Annotated in this window: 20 protein-coding genes; 14 read left to right on the top strand and 6 right to left on the bottom strand. The window is 52.0% G+C overall.

The features are described from left to right. Positions 1-53 precede the first annotated feature (53 nt). The 10 genes from IJ22_RS12770 (at position 54) to IJ22_RS12725 (ending at position 12,596) form a co-directional block, all read left to right on the top strand. Positions 54-1,352: an ABC transporter substrate-binding protein gene (locus IJ22_RS12770; RefSeq protein ID WP_062409082.1), complete on the top strand. Its 1,299-nt coding sequence runs from the start codon at positions 54-56 to the stop codon at positions 1,350-1,352. Positions 1,353-1,429: 77 nt separating this feature from the next. Then, positions 1,430-2,092 carry an RraA family protein gene (locus tag IJ22_RS12765; protein ID WP_062409081.1) on the top strand — a complete coding sequence of 221 codons (663 nt, stop codon included), beginning with the start codon at positions 1,430-1,432 and terminating at the stop codon, positions 2,090-2,092. Between the two features lie 36 nt (positions 2,093-2,128). Continuing rightward, on the top strand, positions 2,129-3,361 hold the full coding sequence (locus IJ22_RS12760; protein WP_062409080.1) for an ROK family transcriptional regulator: 1,233 nt from the start codon (positions 2,129-2,131) through the stop codon (positions 3,359-3,361). A gap of 75 nt (positions 3,362-3,436) precedes the next feature. Next, positions 3,437-4,312, top strand: a complete 876-nt coding sequence (locus tag IJ22_RS12755) for an SMP-30/gluconolactonase/LRE family protein (RefSeq protein ID WP_062409079.1) — start codon at positions 3,437-3,439, stop codon at positions 4,310-4,312. A gap of 187 nt (positions 4,313-4,499) precedes the next feature. Then, on the top strand, positions 4,500-5,504 hold the full coding sequence (locus tag IJ22_RS12750; RefSeq protein ID WP_062409078.1) for an AI-2E family transporter: 1,005 nt from the start codon (positions 4,500-4,502) through the stop codon (positions 5,502-5,504). A 598-nt stretch (positions 5,505-6,102) separates the two neighbouring features. After that, a complete protein-coding gene (locus tag IJ22_RS12745) occupies positions 6,103-6,777 on the top strand; it encodes a Crp/Fnr family transcriptional regulator (RefSeq protein WP_062409077.1) in 675 nt (224 codons plus the stop codon). A 171-nt stretch (positions 6,778-6,948) separates the two neighbouring features. Continuing rightward, the gene (locus tag IJ22_RS12740; protein WP_062409076.1) at positions 6,949-9,030 is read left to right on the top strand and encodes a hydantoinase/oxoprolinase family protein; all 2,082 of its coding nucleotides are present in this window, start codon (positions 6,949-6,951) and stop codon (positions 9,028-9,030) included. A 1-nt stretch (position 9,031) separates the two neighbouring features. Continuing rightward, positions 9,032-11,026, top strand: a complete 1,995-nt coding sequence (locus IJ22_RS12735; protein ID WP_062409075.1) for a hydantoinase B/oxoprolinase family protein — start codon at positions 9,032-9,034, stop codon at positions 11,024-11,026. Continuing rightward, on the top strand, positions 11,023-11,823 hold the full coding sequence (locus tag IJ22_RS12730; protein ID WP_054817879.1) for a creatininase family protein: 801 nt from the start codon (positions 11,023-11,025) through the stop codon (positions 11,821-11,823). The genes IJ22_RS12735 and IJ22_RS12730 overlap by 4 nt, the downstream gene beginning before the upstream one ends. Positions 11,824-12,002: 179 nt before the next feature. Then, on the top strand, positions 12,003-12,596 hold the full coding sequence (locus IJ22_RS12725) for an MSMEG_1061 family FMN-dependent PPOX-type flavoprotein (RefSeq protein ID WP_054817880.1): 594 nt from the start codon (positions 12,003-12,005) through the stop codon (positions 12,594-12,596). 57 nt (positions 12,597-12,653) lie between these two features. Here IJ22_RS12725 and IJ22_RS12720 read toward each other — a convergent pair whose 3' ends face one another. From IJ22_RS12720 to IJ22_RS12705, 4 genes are read right to left on the bottom strand one after another with little or no spacing between them, the layout of a single operon-like run. Continuing rightward, on the bottom strand, positions 12,654-13,691 hold the full coding sequence (locus IJ22_RS12720; RefSeq protein ID WP_062409074.1) for a ThiF family adenylyltransferase: 1,038 nt from the start codon (positions 13,689-13,691) through the stop codon (positions 12,654-12,656). 26 nt (positions 13,692-13,717) lie between these two features. Beyond that, on the bottom strand, positions 13,718-14,458 hold the full coding sequence (locus IJ22_RS12715; RefSeq protein WP_062409073.1) for an ATP-binding cassette domain-containing protein: 741 nt from the start codon (positions 14,456-14,458) through the stop codon (positions 13,718-13,720). Continuing rightward, the gene (locus tag IJ22_RS12710) at positions 14,455-15,084 is read right to left on the bottom strand and encodes an ABC transporter permease (RefSeq protein ID WP_256380600.1); all 630 of its coding nucleotides are present in this window, start codon (positions 15,082-15,084) and stop codon (positions 14,455-14,457) included. Before IJ22_RS12710 ends, IJ22_RS12715 begins: the two co-directional genes overlap by 4 nt. Positions 15,085-15,142: 58 nt before the next feature. Then, positions 15,143-16,003, bottom strand: coding sequence for an ABC transporter substrate-binding protein (locus tag IJ22_RS12705; RefSeq protein WP_062409071.1), 861 nt, complete (start codon positions 16,001-16,003; stop codon positions 15,143-15,145). Positions 16,004-16,194: 191 nt separating this feature from the next. Here IJ22_RS12705 and IJ22_RS12700 point away from each other — a divergent pair, with 191 nt between their 5' ends. Then, positions 16,195-18,003: an aldehyde ferredoxin oxidoreductase family protein gene (locus IJ22_RS12700; protein ID WP_062409070.1), complete on the top strand. Its 1,809-nt coding sequence runs from the start codon at positions 16,195-16,197 to the stop codon at positions 18,001-18,003. Between the two features lie 46 nt (positions 18,004-18,049). Here the strand turns inward: IJ22_RS12700 and IJ22_RS12695 are convergent, their stop codons facing one another. Then, a complete protein-coding gene (locus IJ22_RS12695) occupies positions 18,050-18,325 on the bottom strand; it encodes a MoaD-like domain-containing protein (RefSeq protein ID WP_062409069.1) in 276 nt (91 codons plus the stop codon). 3 nt (positions 18,326-18,328) lie between these two features. Next, a complete protein-coding gene (locus IJ22_RS12690) occupies positions 18,329-18,604 on the bottom strand; it encodes a ubiquitin-like small modifier protein 1 (RefSeq protein WP_054817882.1) in 276 nt (91 codons plus the stop codon). A 100-nt stretch (positions 18,605-18,704) separates the two neighbouring features. Between IJ22_RS12690 and IJ22_RS12685 the strand changes: the two genes are divergently transcribed. The 3 genes from IJ22_RS12685 to moaA are packed head-to-tail and all read left to right on the top strand — an operon-like array spanning position 18,705 to position 22,961. Then, complete coding sequence (locus IJ22_RS12685; RefSeq protein ID WP_062409068.1) at positions 18,705-19,946, top strand: molybdopterin molybdotransferase MoeA; 1,242 nt, start codon at positions 18,705-18,707, stop codon at positions 19,944-19,946. A 53-nt stretch (positions 19,947-19,999) separates the two neighbouring features. Further along, positions 20,000-21,904, top strand: a complete 1,905-nt coding sequence (locus IJ22_RS12680; RefSeq protein ID WP_062409067.1) for a molybdopterin biosynthesis protein — start codon at positions 20,000-20,002, stop codon at positions 21,902-21,904. 28 nt (positions 21,905-21,932) lie between these two features. Beyond that, complete coding sequence (moaA, locus tag IJ22_RS12675; protein ID WP_062409066.1) at positions 21,933-22,961, top strand: GTP 3',8-cyclase MoaA; 1,029 nt, start codon at positions 21,933-21,935, stop codon at positions 22,959-22,961. The last annotated feature ends 63 nt before the right edge of the window (positions 22,962-23,024 follow it).

Genomic DNA, 23,024 nt, shown 5'->3' with positions numbered 1-23,024 from the left:
CGTGCTCTTGCAGACGCTTGCTTCACAAAAAGTAACTTTTGGAGGGATTCAAAGTGAACAACAGGAATTCATTAAAACGGGCGCCGGTATTCTTAACGTTGTTATTACTGATGTCCTCTCTATTGGGAGCATGTACCGGGGGCAATTCGACAGACGGAAGCCCGCCACCCTCTCCGGGCCCATCTTCTTCCGGCGGCGGCAGCGGGGAGAAAAAAGAAATCACCTTCATCGCCGCTCAATACAGCAATGCGACCGAGCCTTTTCTCAGAAAGGTTGTCAGTGCATTTGAACAAGCGAATCAGGATATCAAAGTGAACCTGCAGGTTGTCGGTTGGGACGTTCTGGAGCAAAAAATAAATACGATGGTGAGCACCCAACAGACGCCGGACATTTTGAACTTGAACCATTATGCCGCATTTGCCGCTGATGATCTTCTTCTTCCGTTGGACGAAGTGATTTCTCCAAACCTGAAAAGCAAATTTTACGAGTCGTTTTACAAAGCGGGTGAGCTGGACGGCAAAAGCTACGGCCTTCCGCTTCTCGCATCGATCCGCGGTCTGTACTATAACAAAGATCTCTTTGAACAAGCAGGCATTAAAGAGCCCCCGGCAACATGGGATGAACTGAGGCAAACGGCCAAAGCCATTAAAGAACAAACGGGAGTCGACGGCTTCGGCGTACCGATGACGACCTTCGAAGGGCAAGCCTACTTCTCCTATTTCATTTGGGGGAATGGAGGAGATTGGAAAAAGGGCGATCAATGGGTGCTGAACTCTCCGGAAAACGTGGAGGGACTGCAGTATTTGACCAACCTTGTACGTAATGACAAAGTGACCAACCCCGAGCCGACCGCCATCAACCGGGATGAGCTGCAAAAGGTGTTCGGAGCCGGGAAGGTCGGGATGATGATTACGGCCAACTTCCTGCCGACCATTCTGAAGGCGGATGCGCCGAACCTGAAATACGGAGTGGCGCCGATTCCGGTCAATGCAGGCAAGCAGCCTTTCAACCTGGGGGTACAGGATTTCCTGATGGTGTTCAAGTCGACCAAAAACAAGGAGGCCGTCGGCAAATTCCTCGAATTCCTCTATGAGGATCAACGTTACGAAGAGTTCATGAAAAATGAAGGTATGCTGCCTGCGACAAAGAGTGTCGGGGAAAGTCTATCCAAGCAGGATCCGTTGGCGGCACAGTTCATCAGCCAACTGCCGATCGCTAAATTTTATCCGTTAAACGATCCTAAATTTACTCAAATACGTTTGGAAACCATCAAGGCGGTGCAGCAGTCGCTGCTCGGCCAAAAATCGCCCAAACAGGCATTGGACGATCTGCAAAAAATAGCGGAACAATAATCAATGAAGAGCGGCTGGAAAGCATATTTACGTTCTATCCGCTCCTTTTCCATGAACGGAACAAATGGGGGATACGAATGGACAACGGGATTTTTTTGAACTATGCTCAAATGGAAAAAACTTTAACCAGTGCGGTCCTGGCGGATATTCTGGACGAAATGGGTTACAGGCAGCAGTGCATGACTCATGATATACGACCGGTGATTCCTTTTTCCAAATTTGCAGGCAGGGCTTTAACCGTGCTCGCTGCGGATGTTTACGAAATTCCGTCCGCACCTTATCAAAAGGAGCTTAAAGCGATCGATGCGCTGCAGGAAGGGGACGTCCTTGTTGCTGCGACCAATGGTTCGACCCGCAGCGGATTTTGGGGGGAGCTGCTCAGTACGGCTGCCAAAATCAAAGGATCGAGGGGAGCGGTGATTGACGGGTTGATCCGCGACAGTATGCAAATCAAACAAATGGAGTTTCCTGTGTTTGCCCGTGGCTATAGTCCGTATGATTCCAAGGGCAGGACCGACGTGATCGCCTGCAACGTACCTGTTCAATGCGGCGGTGTGCTCATCCGTACGGGGGATTTGATTTTCGGCGATCATGACGGCGTCGTCGTCGTTCCCAAGGAGATCATCCATGAGACGGTAACAAAGGCTTCGGACAAGGTGAGCGGAGAGAACCAAATGAGAAAAGCCCTCGAAAACGGGATGGGGATCGTGGAGGCGTTTAATAAGTACGGCATTTTGTGAAAATATATATAGATTTGGATAGGAGCTGCGTGAAATTTGCTTATCATTTCAAGAAAAACAGATATCAAACAATCGAATAAACTCAGTATTTTGCAGTGGGTCCGTAATTCGGGCGAAACGACCCAGCCGGAAATCAGCAAGGAATTGGGGCTGAGCCGCCCTACGGTTTCCGCTTTGGTGGAAGAATTAATTTTGGAAGGATATATCAAAGTGAGCGGAATGGGCAGTTCCACGGACCAGGGAGGCAAGCGCCCCAAATTAATCGCCTTTCATGCCAGGGGCGGAGGCATTCTTGCCTTGTATTTTACCGTGAATACCATAAAGGCGGCGCTCATGGATCTTTCGGCAAACCTTCTGCACGAGCTTCGCGTATCGATCACCCCGAAGGATACGACGGAAACGATGCTTGCCAAGGTGAAGGATTTGGCGGGTGCTTTGCTTCTAAAGGCGAAGGAGTTGGGGATTCCTGTCAAAGGAATCGGAGTAGGCTGCCCGGGACTGGTTGAGACAAGCACCGGAACGATTCTGACATCAACCCATTTAGAAGTGTTAAACGGTTGTTCACTGGGAGAAAGCCTGTCTTCGGCCTTTCATCTGCCGGTTTGGGTGGACAACGAATGCCGCAACCAGGTGCTGGCCGAAAAAATGTTTGGCGAAGGCCAAGACGTGGATACCTTTGTCAGCCTCATGACGGACGTTGGCATCGGGGCGGGGATCATTATCGATAACCGGATTATGAGGGGCAAAGACGACAGCTTTGGAGAAATTGGGCATACGACCATTCAAATGGACGGCTTGAAGTGCCGATGCGGAAATGACGGCTGCTGGGAGATGTACGCTTCGTCGAATTCCCTCATGTCAAGAATTCACGAAAACTTATCGCGCACGTTACTGCTGAAAGACATGGTGCAAACGCGGGACGAGTTGACCTTCGAACTGATCGGGGAAGCGATCCGCCGGGGAGATGACGTCGTATACCAACTGGCCATTGAGGATTTGGGCAAATATCTCGGGATCGGTATCGCCAATCTTGTCAATTCAATCAATCCGGAGCTGATCATTATCCATGGCGAAATGATTCACTTGGGAGAACGCCTGATCACCGAAATTGAGAAGCAGATTCAGCAGAGAGCTCTGCCGGTACCGAAGGAAAGGGTGCGGGTCATTTTTTCCAAACTGGGGCCGAAGGCCAACCTTATCGGATCGTGCGCTCTTGTGTTGAAAGAATTGTTCGATAATCCGGAGCTTTTATTTCAGGTTAATTTGTAAGGAAGGCTTGATCCGGCAGGCCGCGATGCCGCCTGCCGGATGAATGGTTAAAAAAGGGTATGGGGAGGGACTATCATGACAGAATGCAGCCTTGTATTGGATGCCAAAGCCGATCTGGGTGAAGGTGCGATATGGGATGCTGAAAAGCAGGTGCTTTACTGGGTGGATATTACGGGAAAAACGCTGCATGTGTTCGACCCGGAGCACCATACCGACCGTTCGATTCCCATTGGCCAATTCGTTGGAACCGTTGTGCCCAGAGAAGCGGGCGGTGTTATGCTGGCCCTGCAGAATGGGTTTTACTCGCTTGATTTGGAAACGGAGGTGCTGACCCCTGTCATGGATCCGGAACAAAATCAGCCGGAGAATCGATTTAATGACGGTAAGTGCGACCCCGCCGGAAGATTCTGGGCAGGAACCATGAACTTGAACGAAACAGGGCGGTCGGGTGCCTTGTATTGTTTGGATACGGATCTGAACGTCCGCAAGATGCTGACGGGAATCGGTATCTCCAACGGTATTGTCTGGAGCCTGGATTGCCGTACCATGTATTACATCGATTCACCGACAAAGCAGGTGGTCGCCTTCGATTACGAAATGAGCTCAGGAACGCTGAGCCGTCAAAGGGTGATGATTGATTTGACCTTAGATCATGCGCTCCCCGACGGAATGACCATCGATGCGGAAGGCATGATTTGGATCGCCCATTGGGGCGGATATCGGGTTACCCGCTGGAATCCGGATAACGGGAAGCAGCTTGACGAAATAAGGGTTCCAGCCTCTCAGGTGACGTCATGCGCTTTCGGTGGAAAGGATCTCGATGTCCTGTATATTACGACGGCCCGCCATGGACTCCATGAACGGGAGTTGGATAAACAGCCGTTGGCCGGTGGAATATTCAGCGTAGCCGCGCAGGTTAAAGGGCTTCCGGCATTTTCGTTCAAGGGGTAATGAAAAGGTTGCGGGCATCAGTCTTGTAATAGAATAGAACAAATTATGGACAGGAAGCTGCGGCTTCCTGTTTTCTTTTCCGGAAGGAAATGAAGTTAATATTGTATATTTTATTGCCCTAACTATTTTCATTGTTGTAGACTGAGGAATAGGACAAACTCGAGGGTTAGTGAATGGAGACGAATGGATGGAGAATATTAAGCGATTCTTTTTAAATCTGACGGTAAGACGATTTCTGATCATCTTAGTAATATGTTTGCTGTTGTTTAGCATAAGGGACATGCTGAACCTCATTCTGTTAACCTTTTTATTCATCTACATTATGAACAGTCTTCAGCATTTTTTAACGAAGCAAATCAATAAATACATCCCGGTCAACAGCAAGGTCATTATCATATTGCTGTATCTTATTTTAGTTACGACCATCGTCATCGGTATCATTAATTATTTGCCGAAGCTTTATGTTCAAATCAAACAATTAAAAGCTACTCTGATCGGGCTGTCGCATTTGCCGGTTCCTCAGGATGAGCTGTCTCAATATGTGTACAAAACCATAAAAGACCTGGATTTGCAATCCTACGTAAGACAAGGCTTCGAATATATTCTTAAAATCAGCAATTGGGGGACGACGTTCGTACTGGCGATCGTGCTGAGCTTTGTCTTTATCCTCGAAAAAAACAGAATTGCCGCCTTTACATCCAGATTGAAAAACAGCAAAATTTCCTGGTTATATGAAGAGCTTGAGTATTTCGGGAAGAAATTCGTTTTATCTTTTGGCAAAGTGCTGGAGGCTCAACTTCTTATTGCTACATGCAATACCATCTTTACGGTTACCGGCCTATGGATTCTCGGCTATCCTTACCTTTTTGCGCTAACCATCATGATCTTCCTGCTTAGTCTGGTTCCCGTAGTAGGTTTCTTGGTTTCATTAATTCCTTTAAGTATTATCGGATATGCGATAGGCGGTTATCTGATGGTCATCTATGTGTTATCTATGATTGCTGTGCTTCACTTTCTTGAAGGGTATTTCCTGAACCCGAAGCTGATGTCTTCCAAAGTGAACCTTCCTATGTTCTATACGTTTATTATTCTCATTTTTTCGGAGCATTACCTGGGCACATGGGGCCTGATCGTGGGAATTCCGATCTTTATCTTTTTATTGGACATGCTTGATGTCGATACGTCGGCGTAACACGAAATTTATGAAAGCTGCTGGTGCAGTCATTGCAGTCTACAGACAAAACGTTAGCCGCGGCGGCGCGATTCAAGGACGGGGGAGGATTTTGGGCAGCCCCACGTGGAAGTAGGGAGTGTTAGAGAACGGAAGATTCTTTTATGCAGGCGGTTCATGATCTGGGACAAGTATTTCTGACTTTCTCAAAGTTGGAAATACTTTTTATTTTCCATCACTTTTTTTGAAATGGTTCAATTCAGGATGAAAGTAAAGCCGCATATGTTGTAACAGAATTTTCTTGTTCCTCCCCAAATATTAAGCTATTATCTATACATAGCGTTTTATAGGAATCATTCTATTTTCAGTACGACGTGCAGTCTCACCTCAAAAGCAAAAGCACCGCAATTTCCTTCTCCATCACTCTTGCAAATACCCTTTCCTGACAAAGCTTAAGATCCGTGAAGCATTGTCCAAAATTCAACATTTCATGATCAGCGCGTTAATAAGATTATCATGCCGGGCATCATAGACTTTTATTTGATAAAATTTTTTGATTATTCAGATATTAACGTATTTCTCACAGCTTAATCATGCCCTATAGGAAAGGAGTAACCTAATGCAAATGCAGCACGTCGTTCAAGAAGCGTTTCATCCCCGCGCGTTTGGATCGCTGCCGTCCGAGGTCAGTGAACTTGCAACTCCCCGGTATTTCCCGCGAGGGAGCATTATCATCCGGCAAGGCGAACCCGCACAGTATTTTTTCTATGTGCATGCCGGCCATGTAAGGGCTACCATCGTTCGTCCGGACGGTACGGAGAAAGTGCTGGCCTTTGCGGAGCCCGGGCAGTTTTTTGCGGACGTTCCGTTCTTTCAGCACGCTAATCACTGGTACACGGGAGAAGCCGTAGAATCTACCAAGGTCAGTGCATTTTCCAGGGAAACCATGGAGAAAATTATTCGCATCCGTCCGGACTTCGCCTTCACATTGATGCAATCGATAGCCCATAAGGTATGGATGCTGAGCAACCAGATGATGACCCTGACCTTCGATCCCTCCGAGGTTCGGCTGGCCCGGATTTTGGTGGAGATCCTTGCCCGCAAACCCGAGGGTACGCGGGCGCTGTCCATGACCCATCAGGAGCTTTCCGCTTTGGCGGGTACCTCCAGAGTGATGGTGACCCGGGTGCTCAACGGATTGCGCGCGCGTGGATTGGTCGATCTCCGGAAGGGCGTTCTGTTCATCACGAATATGCCGGAGCTGGAGCGGTTGGCGGCCTTCGAGATTGGGTGAGCGGGACGCGGCGCAATCGGGCCGTACCGGCAAAATGATGGATATGTAACTAATGAACAGATCGGCAGGTCACCTCCCTGCTATACTGGGTTCAGGCAAACGCAGATGAGGTAGAATCTCAACCTTGTGGCGTTATGCACAATCAGGAAGATTCAGAAAGGGGAGGACCGAATGAGTTGGCGCATTGGTATCGACACAGGCGGCACGTTTACAGATGTGGTAGCTCTCAATGATGTGACTGGTGAGGAGAAGGTGTTCAAGACATCGAGTATTCCCGATGATCCGTCCCGCGCCTTCCTTGCCGGCATCGAAGGTGTTCTGGCAGAGATCGGCGCATCCGCTTCCGACGTTGCCATGCTGCTTCACGGAACCACCGTAGCCACGAATGCCGTATTGGAGGCAAAGTATTCACGCCTCGGACTTATTGTTACGAACGGGTACCGTCATATGCTCGAGGTTGCACGCCAGAACGTGCCCGGAGAATTTGGCGCCATCACCTGGTGGATCAAACCGCCCCGGGTTGTACCGTTGGAATTGGTTCGCGAGGTTGAGGGACGGCTCAATTATCGAGGCGAGGAGCTGCGCCCGCTGGACGAGCTGCAGATTCGATTGGCTGCACGCGAATACCGTGATCTGGGCGTTCAAGCGATTGCCGTATCCTTCCTTCATTCCTATCAGAATCCTGTTCATGAAGAACGTGCCCGGGAGATCATTCAAGAGGAATATCCCGAATGCTTTGTATCCATTTCCGCTGATGTCATCCGGGAATATCGCGAGTATGAACGGACACTGACCACGTGCTTGAATACCGGCTTAATGCCTCTTCTTTCCACTTATCTTGACCGGCTGGGCGATCGGGCACAAGGGGCGGGAATAGAAGCCCCGCTATATGTGATGAAATCCAGCGGCGGTGTCGCCACCGCCAATGAATTAATCAAACGGCCTATTGCCGCTTCTCTCTCGGGGCCCGCGGCTGGCGTCATCGCCGCCGCAGCCATTTCCGGCGCGGCCGGGATCCATGATGTGCTGACCCTGGATATGGGTGGGACCAGCACGGATATGGCTTTGATTGAAGGCGGAATCCCCCGTCTGTTATCTGAAGGCAGGATCGATATCTACGACATCAAATCTCCAATGATCGATATGACGACCGTGGGAGCGGGCGGCGGATCCATCGCCTGGCTGAGCGGCAGCAAAGCCCTGCGGGTAGGACCGCAGAGCGCGGGGTCGTTTCCGGGCCCTGTGTGCTATGGAAGGGGCGGCCAAGAGCCCACAATTACCGATGCGAACCTGGTGCTGGGCCGGATTCCGCCTTACCTGCTTGGCGGCTCGATTCCATTGGATCGGCAGGCTGCCTATGACGCCATACAAGCCAAAATTGCCGAACCCTTGGGGCTTTCCGTCGAGAAAGCGGCCGCAGGCATTCTCGAGATCGCTACGCAAAACATTGCTGCAGGAATACGCGTCGTCTCTGTCCGCCGTGGACGCGATCCCCGCAATTATGCGTTGTTCGCCTTTGGCGGCGCAGGCGGTCTCATGGCTTCCCCTGTTGCGAATGCGCTGGACATGAGCAGGATTCTGATCCCTACGGCGCCTGGAGCCACCGCTGCGGCCGGGCTGCTTTATTCGGATGTGCGTGTGGATCACGTGATTACCGATGTGCAGCGCGAAGACGCGCTCGATGTGGACCGGCTGAACGACGAGTTCCTGCAGCTGCGCGACCGGGTCTCGGCGGATCTCGCCCGTCAAGGGTTTGACAGCAGCAGCGGCATTCGTCTGCAGGCGTTTCTCGACATGCGATATGTCGGACAGGCGTTTGAAATTCGTGTACCCCTGCCTGTTCCTGACGGTTCCATTGCCGGATCGCTTGTCGGTACCATCAAAAGCTTCCATGCTGCTCATGAAGACCAGTACGGGTACTCCTACGAGAACAAGACGCTGGTCGAAATCGTAAATATCGGAGTAACCGGCTTCGGGCTGCTCGCACCACCTCGCCAGTATGCAAAGCAAAGCTCGGAGCTCCGGTGGAGCGACTTGCTGAAGTCTATACAGCCGATGTATGTAAACGAGGCGTCAGATTTCGTGGATTGTCCGGTGTACGCACGCCCCACAGAACCCATCCCGGAGCCGCTTGCCGGGCCGGCGGTCATTGAACAGTACGATACCACTACCGTTGTGGAACCCGGGTGGTACGTTACGGTAAACGAGTTCGGGCACTTGCTCCTCACACGATACGCTAAAGGAGGATCTTAATATGTCAAACGACAAACCTTTGATTTTCGACGCGTCCATTTACCAGCCGCCATTATATAAGCCGTTCCGGCAGCAGGAGTGGCTCCGTTCGGAAGAGGAATGGGCGCGCATTGAACGCTTCAAGGCCCAAGTGGATCCTATTACTCTGGACGTCGTGGAGGGCGGTTTGGAGGCTGCGGTAGATGAAGGTGAAGCGGCTGTTGAGCTTGCCGGGCGCTCGACCATCATTCGTGAGCAGCACGATTATCGGGCTTCGATTTGTACCGTAGACTGCAATAATGTAACATCGGTTTCCTGGGGAGCCAGTGCGGACCCTATACGCGCCCACTTTCCTCTTGAGGAGATTCACGAGGGGGACGTATTTCTCTACAATGATCCTTACGACTCCCATGGTACGATTACGCATTTGCCCGACTACTGTGTGTGCGTCCCTATTTTTCACAGCGGTCGTCTTATTGCTTTCTCCTTGATCTTTGGTCACACCGAGGATGTGGGCGGCCGGTCGGTAGGCAGTTGGCCGACCACTTCCACAAGTATATTTGAAGAGGGGATCCAGATCCCTCCGGTCAAACTGTACAACCAAGGCAGGTTACAGGACGATATCTTTAAGATTGTGCTCCGCAATACCCGCTTCCCGGATACGATGCGCGGAGATCTGGATGCTTTCATCGGCGCCTGCCGTCTCATTGAGCGTCAAGTAAAGCAGCTTTGCGACCGTCTTGGAGCCGATATCGTCGAGGCCGCCATGTACAAGCTGATGGATCGCTGCGCGGAGGCGGTACGGGATGTGATCCTGCCTATGTTCCCCAATGGAGAGTTTACGGGGGAGGATTTCCTCGATAACGATGGAATCAACCTGGACGATCCTGTCAAGCTCATGGTCACCCTGCGCAAGGACCCCGAGAAGATCATTCTGGATTGGACGGGGACGAATCCGCAAACCGAAGGTCCTCTGAACTCGCCCAACGACGGACGCTTTTTGTCCAAATGGGTAGGCTCGTTCCTGGCCGGATTTGCACCGGGGACGGTGATCAACGAAGGCGTGACCAGAGTATTCCGCTGCGAGCTGCCGCCTGGAACCGTGCTCACGTCGGAGTATCCGGCGCCTGTGATCAACCGTATGCAGTGCTGGTTCCGCGGCTTCGGCGTTTATGGAGCGGCCCTTGCCCAGGCTTTTGGAGGAAACGTATCGGCGGATATGCACTGCGTTCAGGTATATGGCGTTTACGGTTACGACGAGGAAGGAAAGCCTTGGCTGTACCGCGAAGTATTCGGCGGCGGCTCCGGAGCGCGGACCTATGCGGATGGAACCGATGCAGTAGACATGGTGAACGATGCCAAGAACCTTCCGGCGGAATTTATCGAGCAGCGCTATCCTGTTATTGTCGAGCGGGTTGCTCTCAATCCCGATTCAGGCGGATGCGGCAAATATCGCGGAGGGATGGGCTACGTGAAGGACATTCGTATGCTGGCCGACGGGTATTACGTTACGTATGTCGACCGCACGGCGTTCGGTTGTTACGGCGTTAACGGCGGCGGGCCGGGCAAGCCCGGGGGAACATGGATTAATCCCGGTACTGCTGACGAACGGCTGATCCAGTTCTGTCAGGAAGGAATCCCGGTGAAAGCGGGCGATATCATCCGGGTTACAACTCCTGGCGGCGGAGGTTGGGGGGACCCGCTGGAGCGGGATGTGGAGGCCGTACGCATGGATGTGCTGCGGCAGCTGGTTTCCATCGAAAGCGCCGAGCGCGATTACGGTGTGGTGGTTCATAAGCGCATGCAGGGACTCACCGCCGAGTATGTCGTTGACGAGGAAGCCACTCGGCTGAAAAGGCGGGAAATTCATCAAAAGAGGGCTCCTCTGAAGCTGATCGACCGCGGTCCATACGCTGAAGAGAAACGTAAAGCCGGCAAAATCACGTTCAATGATGTGTTTCTTCCCCCTTCTGGTATGGCGGATCAGGAAGTCTCCGGTGAAGCGCAGCTGTTATGAGTTTTGTCGAGCTGAAATATTTGACGTCGTCCGAGGCCAGGGCGGTTGGGCAGGACCGCGGCGCGGTCGGTCTGATCCCCATCGGTGCGCTCGAGCAGCATGGGCCGCATTTGCCCCTGGTGACGGATTCGGCATTGGCTGAAGTGTTGGCGGCCGAGGTTGCGGCACGGTGCAGAGAACCCATCGTTGTAACACCCACGATCATGGCCGGCCTATCGGAGCATCACGCGGATTTTCCCGGCACAGTGACCCTTGGTCCCGTAACGCTCGGAGCCGTAATTCAGGCATACATCACGGCATTGAGGCGTATGGGGCTGACCCGTATCGGTCTGTTCAGTTTCCATGGCGGGAATTTCCGGTTTCTCGGCAAATATGCGGCCGGTTGCAGCAGTATATGGCCCGGAATGCAGGTAGCCGCTTATACCGATTTCAGGCGTTTCCTGCATGTCATGTTTCAAGCCGGGGTGAAGGCAGGGCTCAAGCTTGCGTCTACGGACAGTCATGCCGGCGCGATTGAGACGAGTCTGGCGCTTCATGTCATGGGAGAGCACCGTGTACGCGCGTTTGAAGCCGTCACAGGCTATACGGCAGGAGAAGCAGGATGGTTGGAAGCCATCGAGACCAAGGGTGTGCAGGCCATTAGCCCCAGCGGCGTTTTCGGGACACCGGGCGGCGCCAATGCTGCCGCCGGCAAAGTGATCCTGAATGCTTTGTCTGAAGAGGTCGCGGTTTGGCTGAAGGATGCCTTTAAGCTCAGAGAATTCAATTCATCCGCCCCGCTGCACGAACGCAGCTGATTCCCGGCGAAGCCTCCATTCCAAAAAACGACTTCATTCCTGTATCCCGGGAGTGAAGTCGTTCGTTTTTTGGGGGAATCCCTGTTCACGTTAAGAATCAGTATGGACAAATCGAGAGAAAACATGGATAGTAAGAGAAAAGCAGCATGGGATTCTTCGGATAAGGAGGTTTTATACGGATGATTCATGAATTATGGTCGCAAGGGATCGTTACCCGTGCGGATGAACTGAGGGATTTGGTAGGCTCTCCTCACGAAGCCGTACTTAAAAAAAGCATTGCACAAATCGATTCTCATGTTCGAAATTATGTGTCGATGTCGCCGCTTTTCTTTCTGTCCACAGCCAATCAAGAGGGGAGGTGCGATGTATCGCCCCGCGGAGATGAACCGGGCTTCGTCAAAGTCATAGACGACCGGCATCTGATCTATCCCGAACGGCCGGGAAACCGGCGTGTCGACTCCTTGTTGAATATGCTTGAGAACCCATATGCAGGTATGCTTTTCATCATACCGGGCCTGGAGGAAGTGTTAAGGATTAATGGCCGGACAAGGATCACGCGCAATGAGGACATTTTAACAGCGATGCAATGGAGTGAAGTGCCTCAATTGGGTGTCATTGTAGAGGTGGAGGAGTGCTTTATTCACTGTCCGAGAGCACTGAAGAAATCAAAGGTCTGGGAAGCGGAGTCCCGGCCTGCAAAGAAAGATTTGCCTTCGGTCAACGACATGTTCCATGCTCATCTGCAAATGAATGGGTTCACGATCCAAAAGTAATATACGGAAATGAACAAGCTGGTGAAAGGAAAAGGATCCCCGCACCGGCTTGTTGTTTTAATGGCTAATATACTTGGCGTACAACGATTTGGCGATGTCAATGTCCTGCGTTCCCTGCACCAGCACCCGGCCGTCTTTGAACAGCACCAGCGCATAATCGCCGACGTGAAAGCGCAGAAGGAAGGGATTCCGCTCGACCTTCCCGATCCTGCGAAATACGTTCTCCTCTTCTTCCAGGTTAACCGATCGTCCGCCTCTCGGGGTGATCTGGACCGTATCTCTGCCGCATAAGGCCGTAAACACCTCCAGGCTGTCCGCAGCCGGATAGAGAAACTCGAATTCCCCTTTGCCGCAGGCCGGGCAATCGGGGTGCTTTCCCTGACGAATATCCATCTGCATATGCCGGTTCGTCCACAGCTCGAATTGCTCCAGGTAAGGGTTAAGGTGATGCTCTGCGCCAACCATAAGCTTTAAAGCTTCCGCCGCTTGATAAGAGGCAACAATATGAACGATAGGTCCGATCACGCCTACCGTATCGCAGGTTTCCCCTCGGCCGGCAGGGGGATCGGGGAACAGGCAGCGGTAGCATGGAGTGACGTAGGGCCGGATCGCCGCAAACATGCCTCTGGAGCTTACCGCACCGCCATAAACCCATGGAATGCGGTGCTTGACGGCGACATCATTCAGCAGGTACCGTATCTGAAAGTTATCGGTTCCGTCCAGGATGATGTCCACGTCGCTGAGCAGCTCTTCCGCATTATAGGCATGGACGTCCCCTACGATGGGCTCAATGGTAACCGACGAATTCACTTTTTTTAATTTGTCCGCGGCGGCAACGGCTTTCGGCATATGATTCCTGGCATCCTCTTCGTCATAGAGCATTTGTCTTTGAAGATTGCTGGTCTCTACGAAATCGCGGTCGATGCAGCGCAAATACCCGACCCCGCCGCGAACCATATGGTTGGCCAGCACCGTGCCGAGCGCCCCCAGCCCGACGATCGCCACCCTGCTGCCCGACAGCTTCTCTTGTCCCGACGGGCCGATGGGGGGAAACAGCATTTGCCGCGAGTAGCGGGCGTTCTGATTTGGTTCCATAGGTACCTCCTCTACCCCTGCAAGGGTTAATAGATCATTTTGCCGCTGATAAAATCCTGAAGGGCTTCGCTTTGGGGGGATTCAAAAAAGGCTTGCGTATCGTTTTGTTCCACGATCCGTCCCTGATAAAGGAACAGGCACCGGTCGGACAGGCGTCTGGCCTGCTGCAAATGGTGGGTAACCATGAGGATCGTCATCGGGCTTTCCCGGCGAATCCGGGTAATGATCTGTTCAATGATCAATACGTTCGGCGGGTCGAGATTGGAGGTAGGCTCATCCAAAAGCAGGAGCTTGGGCTGCAGGACAAGCGCCCGCGCCAGTGCAATTCTCTGGGCTTCGCCCCCCGACAGGGATGCCGCTTTACGTCCCTCCGCGGCTTCGAGACCGACCAGCCTCAAGGCTTCCATGACCAGCCGCGCTTTCTCGCTGCGGGGAACGCCTCTATAGCTTAACCCCAACGCTACATTCTCAAAAACCGTGGTCTGAAACATGACGGGCTTTTGCGCGACAAACGCCATTTGCCTTTGCAAATGAAGCCCTCCCGAATGGGAAAGGGAAGTTAAATCCACCCGGTGCCCGGAAAAAAATAAGCTGCCCGATTGAGGCTTCTCCAGAAAGTTCAATACGCGCAAAAAGGTGCTCTTGCCTGCGCCGCTGGGACCTACAATGCCATAAACGGCGCCTTCATCAAAGGCGGCATGGGGGATGGACAACAGCATCCGATCGCCGGCAGCAACGGTAAGATGCTCGACTTCAATGGGCTTCATCGGGACCGGTCCCTCCTGTCGTTTAAGTTCCGCAGCGCGCCTGCAACGAGAAAGCTGTTAAAAATAAAGCTGATCAGCAGAAGGACCATACCGATTTGCAAGGCGATATCGTAATTCCCCTTACGGGTCTCCAGAATAATGGCCGTGGTCATCACCCGGGTCTCATGCTCGATGTTCCCGCCGACAAGCATGACCGCGCCGACTTCCGATATCGCACGGCCGTAGGCCGTGGATATTCCCGACCCTATTCCGCTTCGGGCTTCCCTGAGGATCGTCCATACCAGCTGGAAAGGGGAGGCTCCGAGGCTTTTGGCCGTTTCCCAATACGTTCTTTCCCGCGCCTGAACGGCAGACATGGTCAACCCCGTAATGATCGGAGCAACCAGGATGCTCTGTGCGATGACCATCGCCTCCGGAGTGAACAACAGCTGAAGAAAACCGAGCAGGCCGTATTTGGACAGCAAGAAATACACAATCACGCCGGTAAGAACAGGAGGAAGTCCCATGAACGTAAAAACCAGAATGACAATCAAGCGTTTTCCGGGAAAGGAATAAAGTCCCAGAAAAGCGCCGCAAGGGATGCCGATGAGCATCCCGATGAGGATGGCCAGGGTGGAAACCCGGATGGATAATCCTATAATTTCAAGAACATGTAAGCTAAAGATTCCCTACACTCCCTTTTTCTTATCTTTTTTTGGCGCCGGGGACAAACAATCCTTTCCCATACTCGGCCTTCCCGAACTCTTCAATCATCTTTTGGCCTTCATCGCCTGTCAAAAATTGAATGAACTGTTCCGCCTCTTTGGCTTTTTCGGTAGATTTGACCTGGATCACGCCATAAGGATTGAGAAGGGAAGCATCTCCTTCCTTCAAAACGACAAGATCAAGATCTCCTTTGCGGGACAAGTAAGTCGCTTCATCCGTCAGTGTATAAGCATTCTTTTCATCCGCCATTTGGAGCGTCGCCCCCATGCCTTGGCCGGCCGATAAATACCATGGTCCTTCAGGCTTGAGACCTGCGGCTTCCCAGATGGACAGCTCCTTTTTGTGGGTTCCCGAATCATCTCCGCGAGAGATGAAGGCCGCTTTTTTCTCGGCTATCGTTTTAAACGCCTCGGGCGCCGTCGCCATTCCTTTAATGCCCGCAGGGTCGTCTTGGGGTCCGACAATCAGAAACTGGTTCACCATTACATCATAAGCATTGATGCCGAAGCCCGAGGCTACAAATTCATCCTCCGAAGGTCTGGCATGAACGAGGAGAACGTCGGCGTTGCCGTCCTTCCCTAATTGAATCGCTTGTCCTGTACCTACGGCGACGACCTTGACCTGAATACCGGATTTTTGCTCGAATGCTGGAAGAAGGGAATCCAATAGACCTGAGTCTTGAGTGCTGGTCGTTGTGGCCAGTGTAATGGATCTTTTTTCTTCGGATGCGGTCGTGGTAGCTGCTTCTTGTACAGGGCTGCCGCAGCCTGTAATTACGCCCAACAGGAGCAGGGAAATAAAGAAATAAGAAAACGCCGGAATTTTTCTGTTAGATAGCATGCTACCCTTCTCCTTCACAGTGAATTTTCATAAAATAAACGCTTTCAAAATATAATGTATTACGAAGTTACTTTCATAGCAATCTTTTTTGATCAATTCATTGGCAAAAAAAGGAGGAACTATTTAATATATGTCGAAATAGTATGAATATTAATGAAAATTTGTTTTTATTAGAATAGGAGGCGAGCGGCATGAACTTAGGCGGGTTCAAGAACAAAGAAGTAGTGGTCGATTTAACATCCGGAACCGTCAGCTACAGGGAGATTAATGAGGAGCTGGCAAGGAAATTTATCGGAGGCCGGGGGCTTGGAGTAAAATATCTGCTGGATAACGGGCCCCAGGTGGAAGCGCTGTCTTCCGAAAATATGCTCTGTATTATGACGGGCCCCGTATCCGGCTCAAGAACGGTAATGAGCGGCAGATTATGCGTCGTTACCAAATCTCCGCTTACGGGTACCGTTACCGATTCCCATATGGGAGGATGGACGGCGGCGAGGCTGAAATGGTCCGGGGTCGACAATATTATTTTTACGGGGAAGAGCGCAAAACCGGTCTACCTGTACATTGAGAACGGTCAAGCCGAGTTGCGGGATGCCAGCGACGTATGGGGTAAAGGGACGCGGCATACGATTCAGGTGATGAAAGACCGATACGGAAAAGAAAATCTGAGCGTCATGTGTATCGGGCAGGCCGGAGAAAACCTCGTGCGCTATGCCGGCTTCATGAACGAAAACGACCGTGCGGCGGGACGCGGGGGAACAGGGGCTGTCGCAGGCTACAAAAATTTGAAAGCGATTGTGATCAAGGCCGAACAGAAAGGAAATATGCCCGTTCCGGCCAAGGACGATGATTATAAGAAAGCGAATCAGAGCGGGCTCAAGGCGGTGATGGAAGGCGGGCTTACCGCTCCCAGGAAGGGCGGACTTTCCGTATACGGCACCAACGTGCTTACGAGCCTGATTAATGAAGTCGGGGCATTGCCGACCATGAACTCCAAATATACGAATTGGGATGCTGCGGAAGGCCACAGCGGGGAAACGGTCAATTCGACTTTGCTCGTGGCGGACAATACCTGTCACGCCTGTCCCGTGGCCTGTAAGAAGGAAGTGGAGGTCAAGGAAGGCAAGTACAAGACAAAGGTCGAAAGCTTCGAGTATGAATCGGGCTGGGCGCTGGGCGCGAACTGCGGATTGAGCGATGCGGCAGCGATCTCTTACATGATCAATATGTGTAATGAATACGGCATGGATACCATCGAGCTGGGGAATGTACTTTCCGTGACCATGGAAGCCGCTGAACGGGGGCTTATCTCTGAGAATATTTCCTGGGGCGATGCGGATCGGATGATTGAGCTGGTAGAGCAGATGGTATTCCGCCAAGGCATTGGCGATATCCTGGCCGAAGGGCCTGCCCGTGCAGCTGCGAAGTTCGGCGATCCGAACCTGGCAATGGCCGTCAAGGGGCAATCGATTCCGGCCTATGATCCCCGCGGCATTCAAGGGATCGGTCTTGGCTTTGCCACAAGCAACCGCGGAGCCTGTCACCTGCGCGGCTACACCGTAGCCAGTGAAATTGCGGGAATTCCGGAGCCTACGGACCGGCTTGTAGCGGAAGGAAAAGGGGCGCTGCTGAAAATATTCCAGGATCTTCACTCCTTCTCGGATTCGATGAACGTATGTAAATTCTCCTCCTTCTCCGAAAATGCCGATCACTATGCGCAGCAGTACTCTGCGATGACAGGTGCTGACATTACGGGCGACGATGTATTGAAAATCGGGGAGAGAATCTACAATCTGGAGCGTTACTATAACAATCTCGCCGGCTTTAACAAGCGTGAGGACGATTACTTGCCTAAACGCTTTACGCAAGAGCCTGCCACCGGGAACAGCGCGGGCTCGGTAAGCCGGATGGATATCATGCTTGATGAGTATTACCAGGTTCGCGGTTGGAGGGACGGAGTCGTTCCGGAGGAAAAGCTGAAAGAATTGCAAATCATCTAAACTAAACAAGCATAAAAAAAGGTGGAATCCGGATTCCACCTTTTCTTTACCCTCCTGCCCTGAATGTTTTTCGGCGGAAGGCTGCAATGACTTGTTGAAGAGCTTCCTGGGACGATGCTTCAAAACGGATAAAGACGGCATTTACGATGAATACGGGTGTAAATCGGAGTTGATTTTCGCTTAGAATGTGTGCCTGCCAATCGGGTCCTTGAAAAACAAAAGGAAATTCAAAGGTCTGTTTTGCCGCCCCCAGTTCTATCAAATAAGTCTTCAGATGCTCTAGAGGAATGCCGCGAAATTCCAATGTCCGCTCTGCCGTCATCGATTATCCTCCGGCTACAGGGGGAAAGAGAGCGAATTGGTCTTCCCCGCTGACGGGAGTATTCAATCCGTCCAAATGAATGATGTTTCTACCGTTAATAAACACATGGACGAAGGGCTTGAGCTTCCGCTCATGATCAAATACCTCATCATCCATGGCGGGATAAAGCTTGATTAAATCCTCGAGCACCTGAATGACAGAGCTTCCGTCAGGAGAGGGTACTTCCACGACCTTGTCCAGGCAAATTTCACGGAAATTGGCAAACAGCTTGACCTTCATATGGACAGCTCCCTTCTTTTGTTATCTTTCATTATAATGGATTTATTTCCTTTTTGTGTAGATGCAGAGTTGATCCCATTTTTAGCCGCAGGAGGAGCGCATGAAATTCTTCAATGTAAAAACCGTAGACGAAACAGTGAACATCATCGAAACGCATTTTGCTCCCATTCACGAACCTGTTCGGGTTTCGATCCGGGAGGCGGTGGGCCGTGTCCTTGCCGAGGATGTATATTCCAGGGAACAGGTTCCGCCCTTTGCCAGATCTACGGTAGACGGCTATGCGGTTCAGGCGAAAACAACCTATGGCGCATCGGAGTCCATGCCCGCTTTTCTGGATATTACGGGAAAAATTCAAATGGGCAAGAGAGCGGAGATTCCGCTTCTGGAAGGGCAGGCTCAATATATTCCTACAGGGGGGATGCTGCCGGAGGGCGCTGACAGCATCGTGATGATTGAGCATGTGGAAGAGGTGGGCGACCTGCTTAATGTCTACCGTCAGGTCGCTCCGGGGGAAAATGTGATCCGGGCCGGCGACGACGTAGAGATAGGGGAGCATGTCCTTCACAAGGGGATACGGCTTCGTCCGCAGGATTTGGGCTTGTTAGCGGCCATAGGCATAACGGAGGTGGCGGTCGCCTCCATCCCGGTCGTCGGGATTCTCTCCACCGGCGATGAGATTGTTCCTCCGGACAAAACGGAGCTTTCCCCGGGAGAGATCCGTGATATCAACAGTGTGATGATAGGTTCCCGGCTTATGCAGCTTGGGGCCGAAGTGATTTATGGCGGCATAGTGCAGGATGAGTATGAGGAGTTTTTGGCCCGTGCGCGTGCCCTCTTCGGCAAGGTGGATTTTCTTCTTTTGTCGGGAGGAAGCTCGGTGGGAACAAGAGATTTCACCGTTCAAGTCATTGAGGCGCTGGGTGAACCGGGCGTGCTGGTACATGGTGTGGCTACAAAGCCGGGAAAACCGACAATTATTGGAAAATCGCAGGGAAAACCTGTCATGGGATTGCCCGGACATCCCGTATCCGCACTTATCATGCTGGATTTACTCGGCGTCCCTATCCTGAAGCAGCTTCAGGGCGAATCGAAAGATGACTTTGATAAGCGGTTTAAGGCGCGCATATCCCGTAATGTTCCTTCCGCCGTAGGACGGAGCGATTATATTCGGGTTCGTCTGGAGGAGCGCGAGGACGGGCTGTGGGCGGTACCTGTCTTCGGCAAGTCGGGTTTGGTTACGACTATGGTCGAAAGCGACGGTATTATGGAAATTTCAGCGAATAAAGAAGGCATTTTGGAAGGAGATCATGTAAAGATCAAGCTGTTTGGCAAGGAGATCTGACCGTAGCGGCAAATGAAATAAATGAATGCAGAAGGCTTTGGAAGGGGTATACCATGCGAAAAATCTACTTGGAAGACACTCCGCTGCAGGACGCCCAGCGTGAATTTCTGGAGAAAATCACGTTTGACAGAAAGGTGGAATGGGTCCGAACGACCGAGGCTTTAGGCAGAATCACGGCCGATCCTGTGTATGCCAAGGTATCGATGCCGAATTACAATGCTTCTGCCATGGATGGAGTCGCCGTTGCGGCGGCAAAAACCTATGGGGCGGATGAACAAAATCCCGTTCGACTGAAGCGGGGTGTTGATTATGAAATCGTGGATACAGGCGATCCGATCCCGCCCGGGTTCGATGCCGTGATCATGATTGAGCATATTCATCAGGTGGACGAGGATACGATAGAAATTTTGGAACCGGTAGCCCCTTGGCAGCATATCCGTCCTATAGGGGAGGATGTCGTGGTGGGGGAAATGATCGTTCCGGCTCATCATGCCCTGCGTGCGGTGGACTTGGGGGCGATTCTGGCAGGCGGAAGGGTCGAGGTTGCCGTGCTGTGCAGGCCGAAGGTGGCGATCATTCCCACAGGCACCGAGCTCATCGAGCCGCGCGATGCGGTAGGACGCGGGGAGATTGTGGAGTTTAACGGAACCGTGTTTGCCTCGTATCTGAAGGAATGGGGTGCGGAGCCGATTTATCTCGGTATCGTTAAGGATGAGTATGATACAATTAAAGATAAAGTGCTGGAAGCGACCCGGCTGGCCGATATCGTTATTCTGAATGCGGGCTCTTCTGCGGGAACGGAGGATTATACCGTTCATGTCATCTCTGAATTAGGCCGGGTCTTTACTCATGGAGTGGCCACGAGACCCGGAAAGCCTACGATTACAGGCGTTGTGAACGGGAAACCGGTGATCGGCGTGCCGGGGTATCCGGTTTCGGCCTATCTGTCGTTGGAATGGTTTGCGCGTCCTTTGGTCCATCATTATTACGGTCTGATCGAGCCGAAGCGCAATCTTCTTCAGGTGAAGCTCGGAAGAAGAATCGTATCCGATGCGGGAGCCGACGACTTTGTCCGCATGACGGTAGGCTGTATTGATGGAGCCTATATTGCCAATCCTTTGACCCGCGCGGCTGGAGTTACAATGTCGATGGTGCGTGCGGACGGCTTGCTTCGCATTCCGGCTGGACATATGGGCTATGAGCAGGGAGAGATGGTAGAGCTTGAGCTGTACCGCCCTAAAGAACAGATCGACCGTACGATCGTGATTACCGGCAGCCATGATTTGTCCGTGGACGTTCTGCATACCCTGCTGCGGAAGACATACCCCGATCGTTTTCTGGTTTCGTCTCATGTCGGCAGTTTGAGCGGAATCCTCGCGATCCAAAAAGGGGAGGCCCATGCGGCCGGTGTTCATTTATTCGACGAGGAAACGGGAAGCTACAATATTCCTTATATTGAAAAGTATCTGAAAGGCCATGAGGTCGTTCTGGTTCAGCTGGTTTATCGCGAACAAGGCTGGATCGTTCCGAAAGGGAACCCTTTGGGGATCAGGTCTGCTGCAGATATTGGCAAGTCCCGGCTGACTTATATGAACCGGCAGCGGGGGGCCGGCACCAGGATTTTATTTGACTACCTGCTAAAACAAGAAGGCATCGACCGGAATACCATATATGGATATGACAGGGAAGCCATCAATCACCTCAGCGTTGCGGCGGCAGTGGCGGGTGGCGCGGCGGATGTCGGTCTGGGTATTTATTCTGCGGCCCAGGCGATGGACCTTGATTTTATCCCTGTAGCGGAAGAACGTTATGATCTCTTGATGAGCAAGCATTTTTACTATAGTCTAGAGGGGGAGACCCTGTTACAAGCGATTCGATCCGAGTCGTTTAAAAAAGAAATGGAATCCTTGGGAGGGTACAGCTGCCGGGAGTCCGGACAGATCGTTTACGAGAATTAATTTCGCTCGTTGAGGGAGTGATTAGCGCATGCAGAAACCAACCCGTTCAATTGTCGACAAGCTACAACGCCCCCTCCGTGACTTGCGCATATCCGTTACGGATCAATGCAATTTCCGCTGTCGGTATTGTATGCCCGAAGAAATATTCGGGTCCGATTACAAATTTCTACCCAAGGAGAAGCTTCTCACCTTCGAGGAGCTGACCAGACTGACCCGGATTTTCGTTTCTCTGGGTGTGGAGAAGGTGCGCATTACCGGCGGGGAGCCGCTGATGCGCAGGGATCTTCCAACATTCATTCACATGATCAGCAAGGTCGGCAGAGTCAAAGACATCGCCATGACAACCAACGGCTCTTTACTGGCCAAGCACGCGAAAGCTTTGAAGGAAGCGGGGCTGCACCGGGTTACGGTAAGTCTTGACAGCCTGGATGATGACCGGTTTGGCCAAATGAACGGCCGGGGATTCAAGGTATCCCACGTTCTTGAAGGAATCGAAGCGGCCGCGGCTGCAGGCTTGCAAATTAAAGTGAATATGGTGGTTCAAAAGGGGACGAACGATCAGGATGTACTTCCCATGGCCAGATATTTTCGCGAGAAAGGGCACATCCTCCGTTTTATTGAATATATGGACGTAGGCAACTCCAATGGATGGCGGCTGGACCAAGTGCTTCCCAGCCGGGATATCGTTGAGCGGATCCATCGTGAAATGCCGCTAGAACCGGTCGGGCCCAATCATTATGGAGAGGTGGCTTCAAGATATCGCTATCTGGAGGGAAAAGGGGAGATCGGCCTAATCTCTTCCGTCACTCAAGCCTTCTGCTCCACTTGCACCAGAGTAAGGCTTTCCGCGGAAGGGAAGATGTACAGCTGTCTGTTCGCTTCAGCCGGAACCGATCTCCGCGCCCCTTTGCGAGAGGGTAAGAGCGATCCGGAGATCCGGGAATTGATCACGGAGTTTTGGCGTCACCGGACGGACCGTTATTCCGAAGAAAGGCTCTCCAATACGCCTGAAATCACGAAAAAGAAAAAAGTCGAGATGTCTCATATCGGCGGGTAACTGGAACGCCATAGGATGAAGAGGAGATGAAATGTCTCCTCTTTTTTGTGCTGTTCCGGTTTT

The organism is Paenibacillus naphthalenovorans, from assembly GCF_001465255.1.
GTDB classification, from domain to species: Bacteria; Bacillota; Bacilli; order Paenibacillales; family NBRC-103111; genus Paenibacillus_G; species Paenibacillus_G naphthalenovorans.
The sequence above is the reverse complement of the archived record's forward strand: the minus strand, read 5'-3'. Positions and strand labels throughout refer to the sequence as shown.

Excerpts from the sequence above, each read along its gene's own strand:
- IJ22_RS12765 (WP_062409081.1), top strand. The coding sequence starts at position 1,430 with ATGGACAACGGGATTTTTTTGAACTATGCTCAAATGGAAAAAACTTTA.
- IJ22_RS12755 (WP_062409079.1), top strand. The coding sequence starts at position 3,437 with ATGACAGAATGCAGCCTTGTATTGGATGCCAAAGCCGATCTGGGTGAA.
- IJ22_RS12750 (WP_062409078.1), top strand. The coding sequence starts at position 4,500 with ATGGAGAATATTAAGCGATTCTTTTTAAATCTGACGGTAAGACGATTT.
- IJ22_RS12745 (WP_062409077.1), top strand. The coding sequence starts at position 6,103 with ATGCAAATGCAGCACGTCGTTCAAGAAGCGTTTCATCCCCGCGCGTTT.
- IJ22_RS12740 (WP_062409076.1), top strand. The coding sequence starts at position 6,949 with ATGAGTTGGCGCATTGGTATCGACACAGGCGGCACGTTTACAGATGTG.
- IJ22_RS12735 (WP_062409075.1), top strand. The coding sequence starts at position 9,032 with ATGTCAAACGACAAACCTTTGATTTTCGACGCGTCCATTTACCAGCCG.
- IJ22_RS12730 (WP_054817879.1), top strand. The coding sequence starts at position 11,023 with ATGAGTTTTGTCGAGCTGAAATATTTGACGTCGTCCGAGGCCAGGGCG.
- IJ22_RS12725 (WP_054817880.1), top strand. The coding sequence starts at position 12,003 with ATGATTCATGAATTATGGTCGCAAGGGATCGTTACCCGTGCGGATGAA.
- IJ22_RS12720 (WP_062409074.1), bottom strand. The coding sequence starts at position 13,691 with ATGGAACCAAATCAGAACGCCCGCTACTCGCGGCAAATGCTGTTTCCC.
- IJ22_RS12715 (WP_062409073.1), bottom strand. The coding sequence starts at position 14,458 with ATGAAGCCCATTGAAGTCGAGCATCTTACCGTTGCTGCCGGCGATCGG.
- IJ22_RS12705 (WP_062409071.1), bottom strand. The coding sequence starts at position 16,003 with ATGCTATCTAACAGAAAAATTCCGGCGTTTTCTTATTTCTTTATTTCC.
- IJ22_RS12700 (WP_062409070.1), top strand. The coding sequence starts at position 16,195 with ATGAACTTAGGCGGGTTCAAGAACAAAGAAGTAGTGGTCGATTTAACA.
- IJ22_RS12695 (WP_062409069.1), bottom strand. The coding sequence starts at position 18,325 with ATGACGGCAGAGCGGACATTGGAATTTCGCGGCATTCCTCTAGAGCAT.
- IJ22_RS12690 (WP_054817882.1), bottom strand. The coding sequence starts at position 18,604 with ATGAAGGTCAAGCTGTTTGCCAATTTCCGTGAAATTTGCCTGGACAAG.
- IJ22_RS12685 (WP_062409068.1), top strand. The coding sequence starts at position 18,705 with ATGAAATTCTTCAATGTAAAAACCGTAGACGAAACAGTGAACATCATC.
- IJ22_RS12680 (WP_062409067.1), top strand. The coding sequence starts at position 20,000 with ATGCGAAAAATCTACTTGGAAGACACTCCGCTGCAGGACGCCCAGCGT.
- moaA (WP_062409066.1), top strand. The coding sequence starts at position 21,933 with ATGCAGAAACCAACCCGTTCAATTGTCGACAAGCTACAACGCCCCCTC.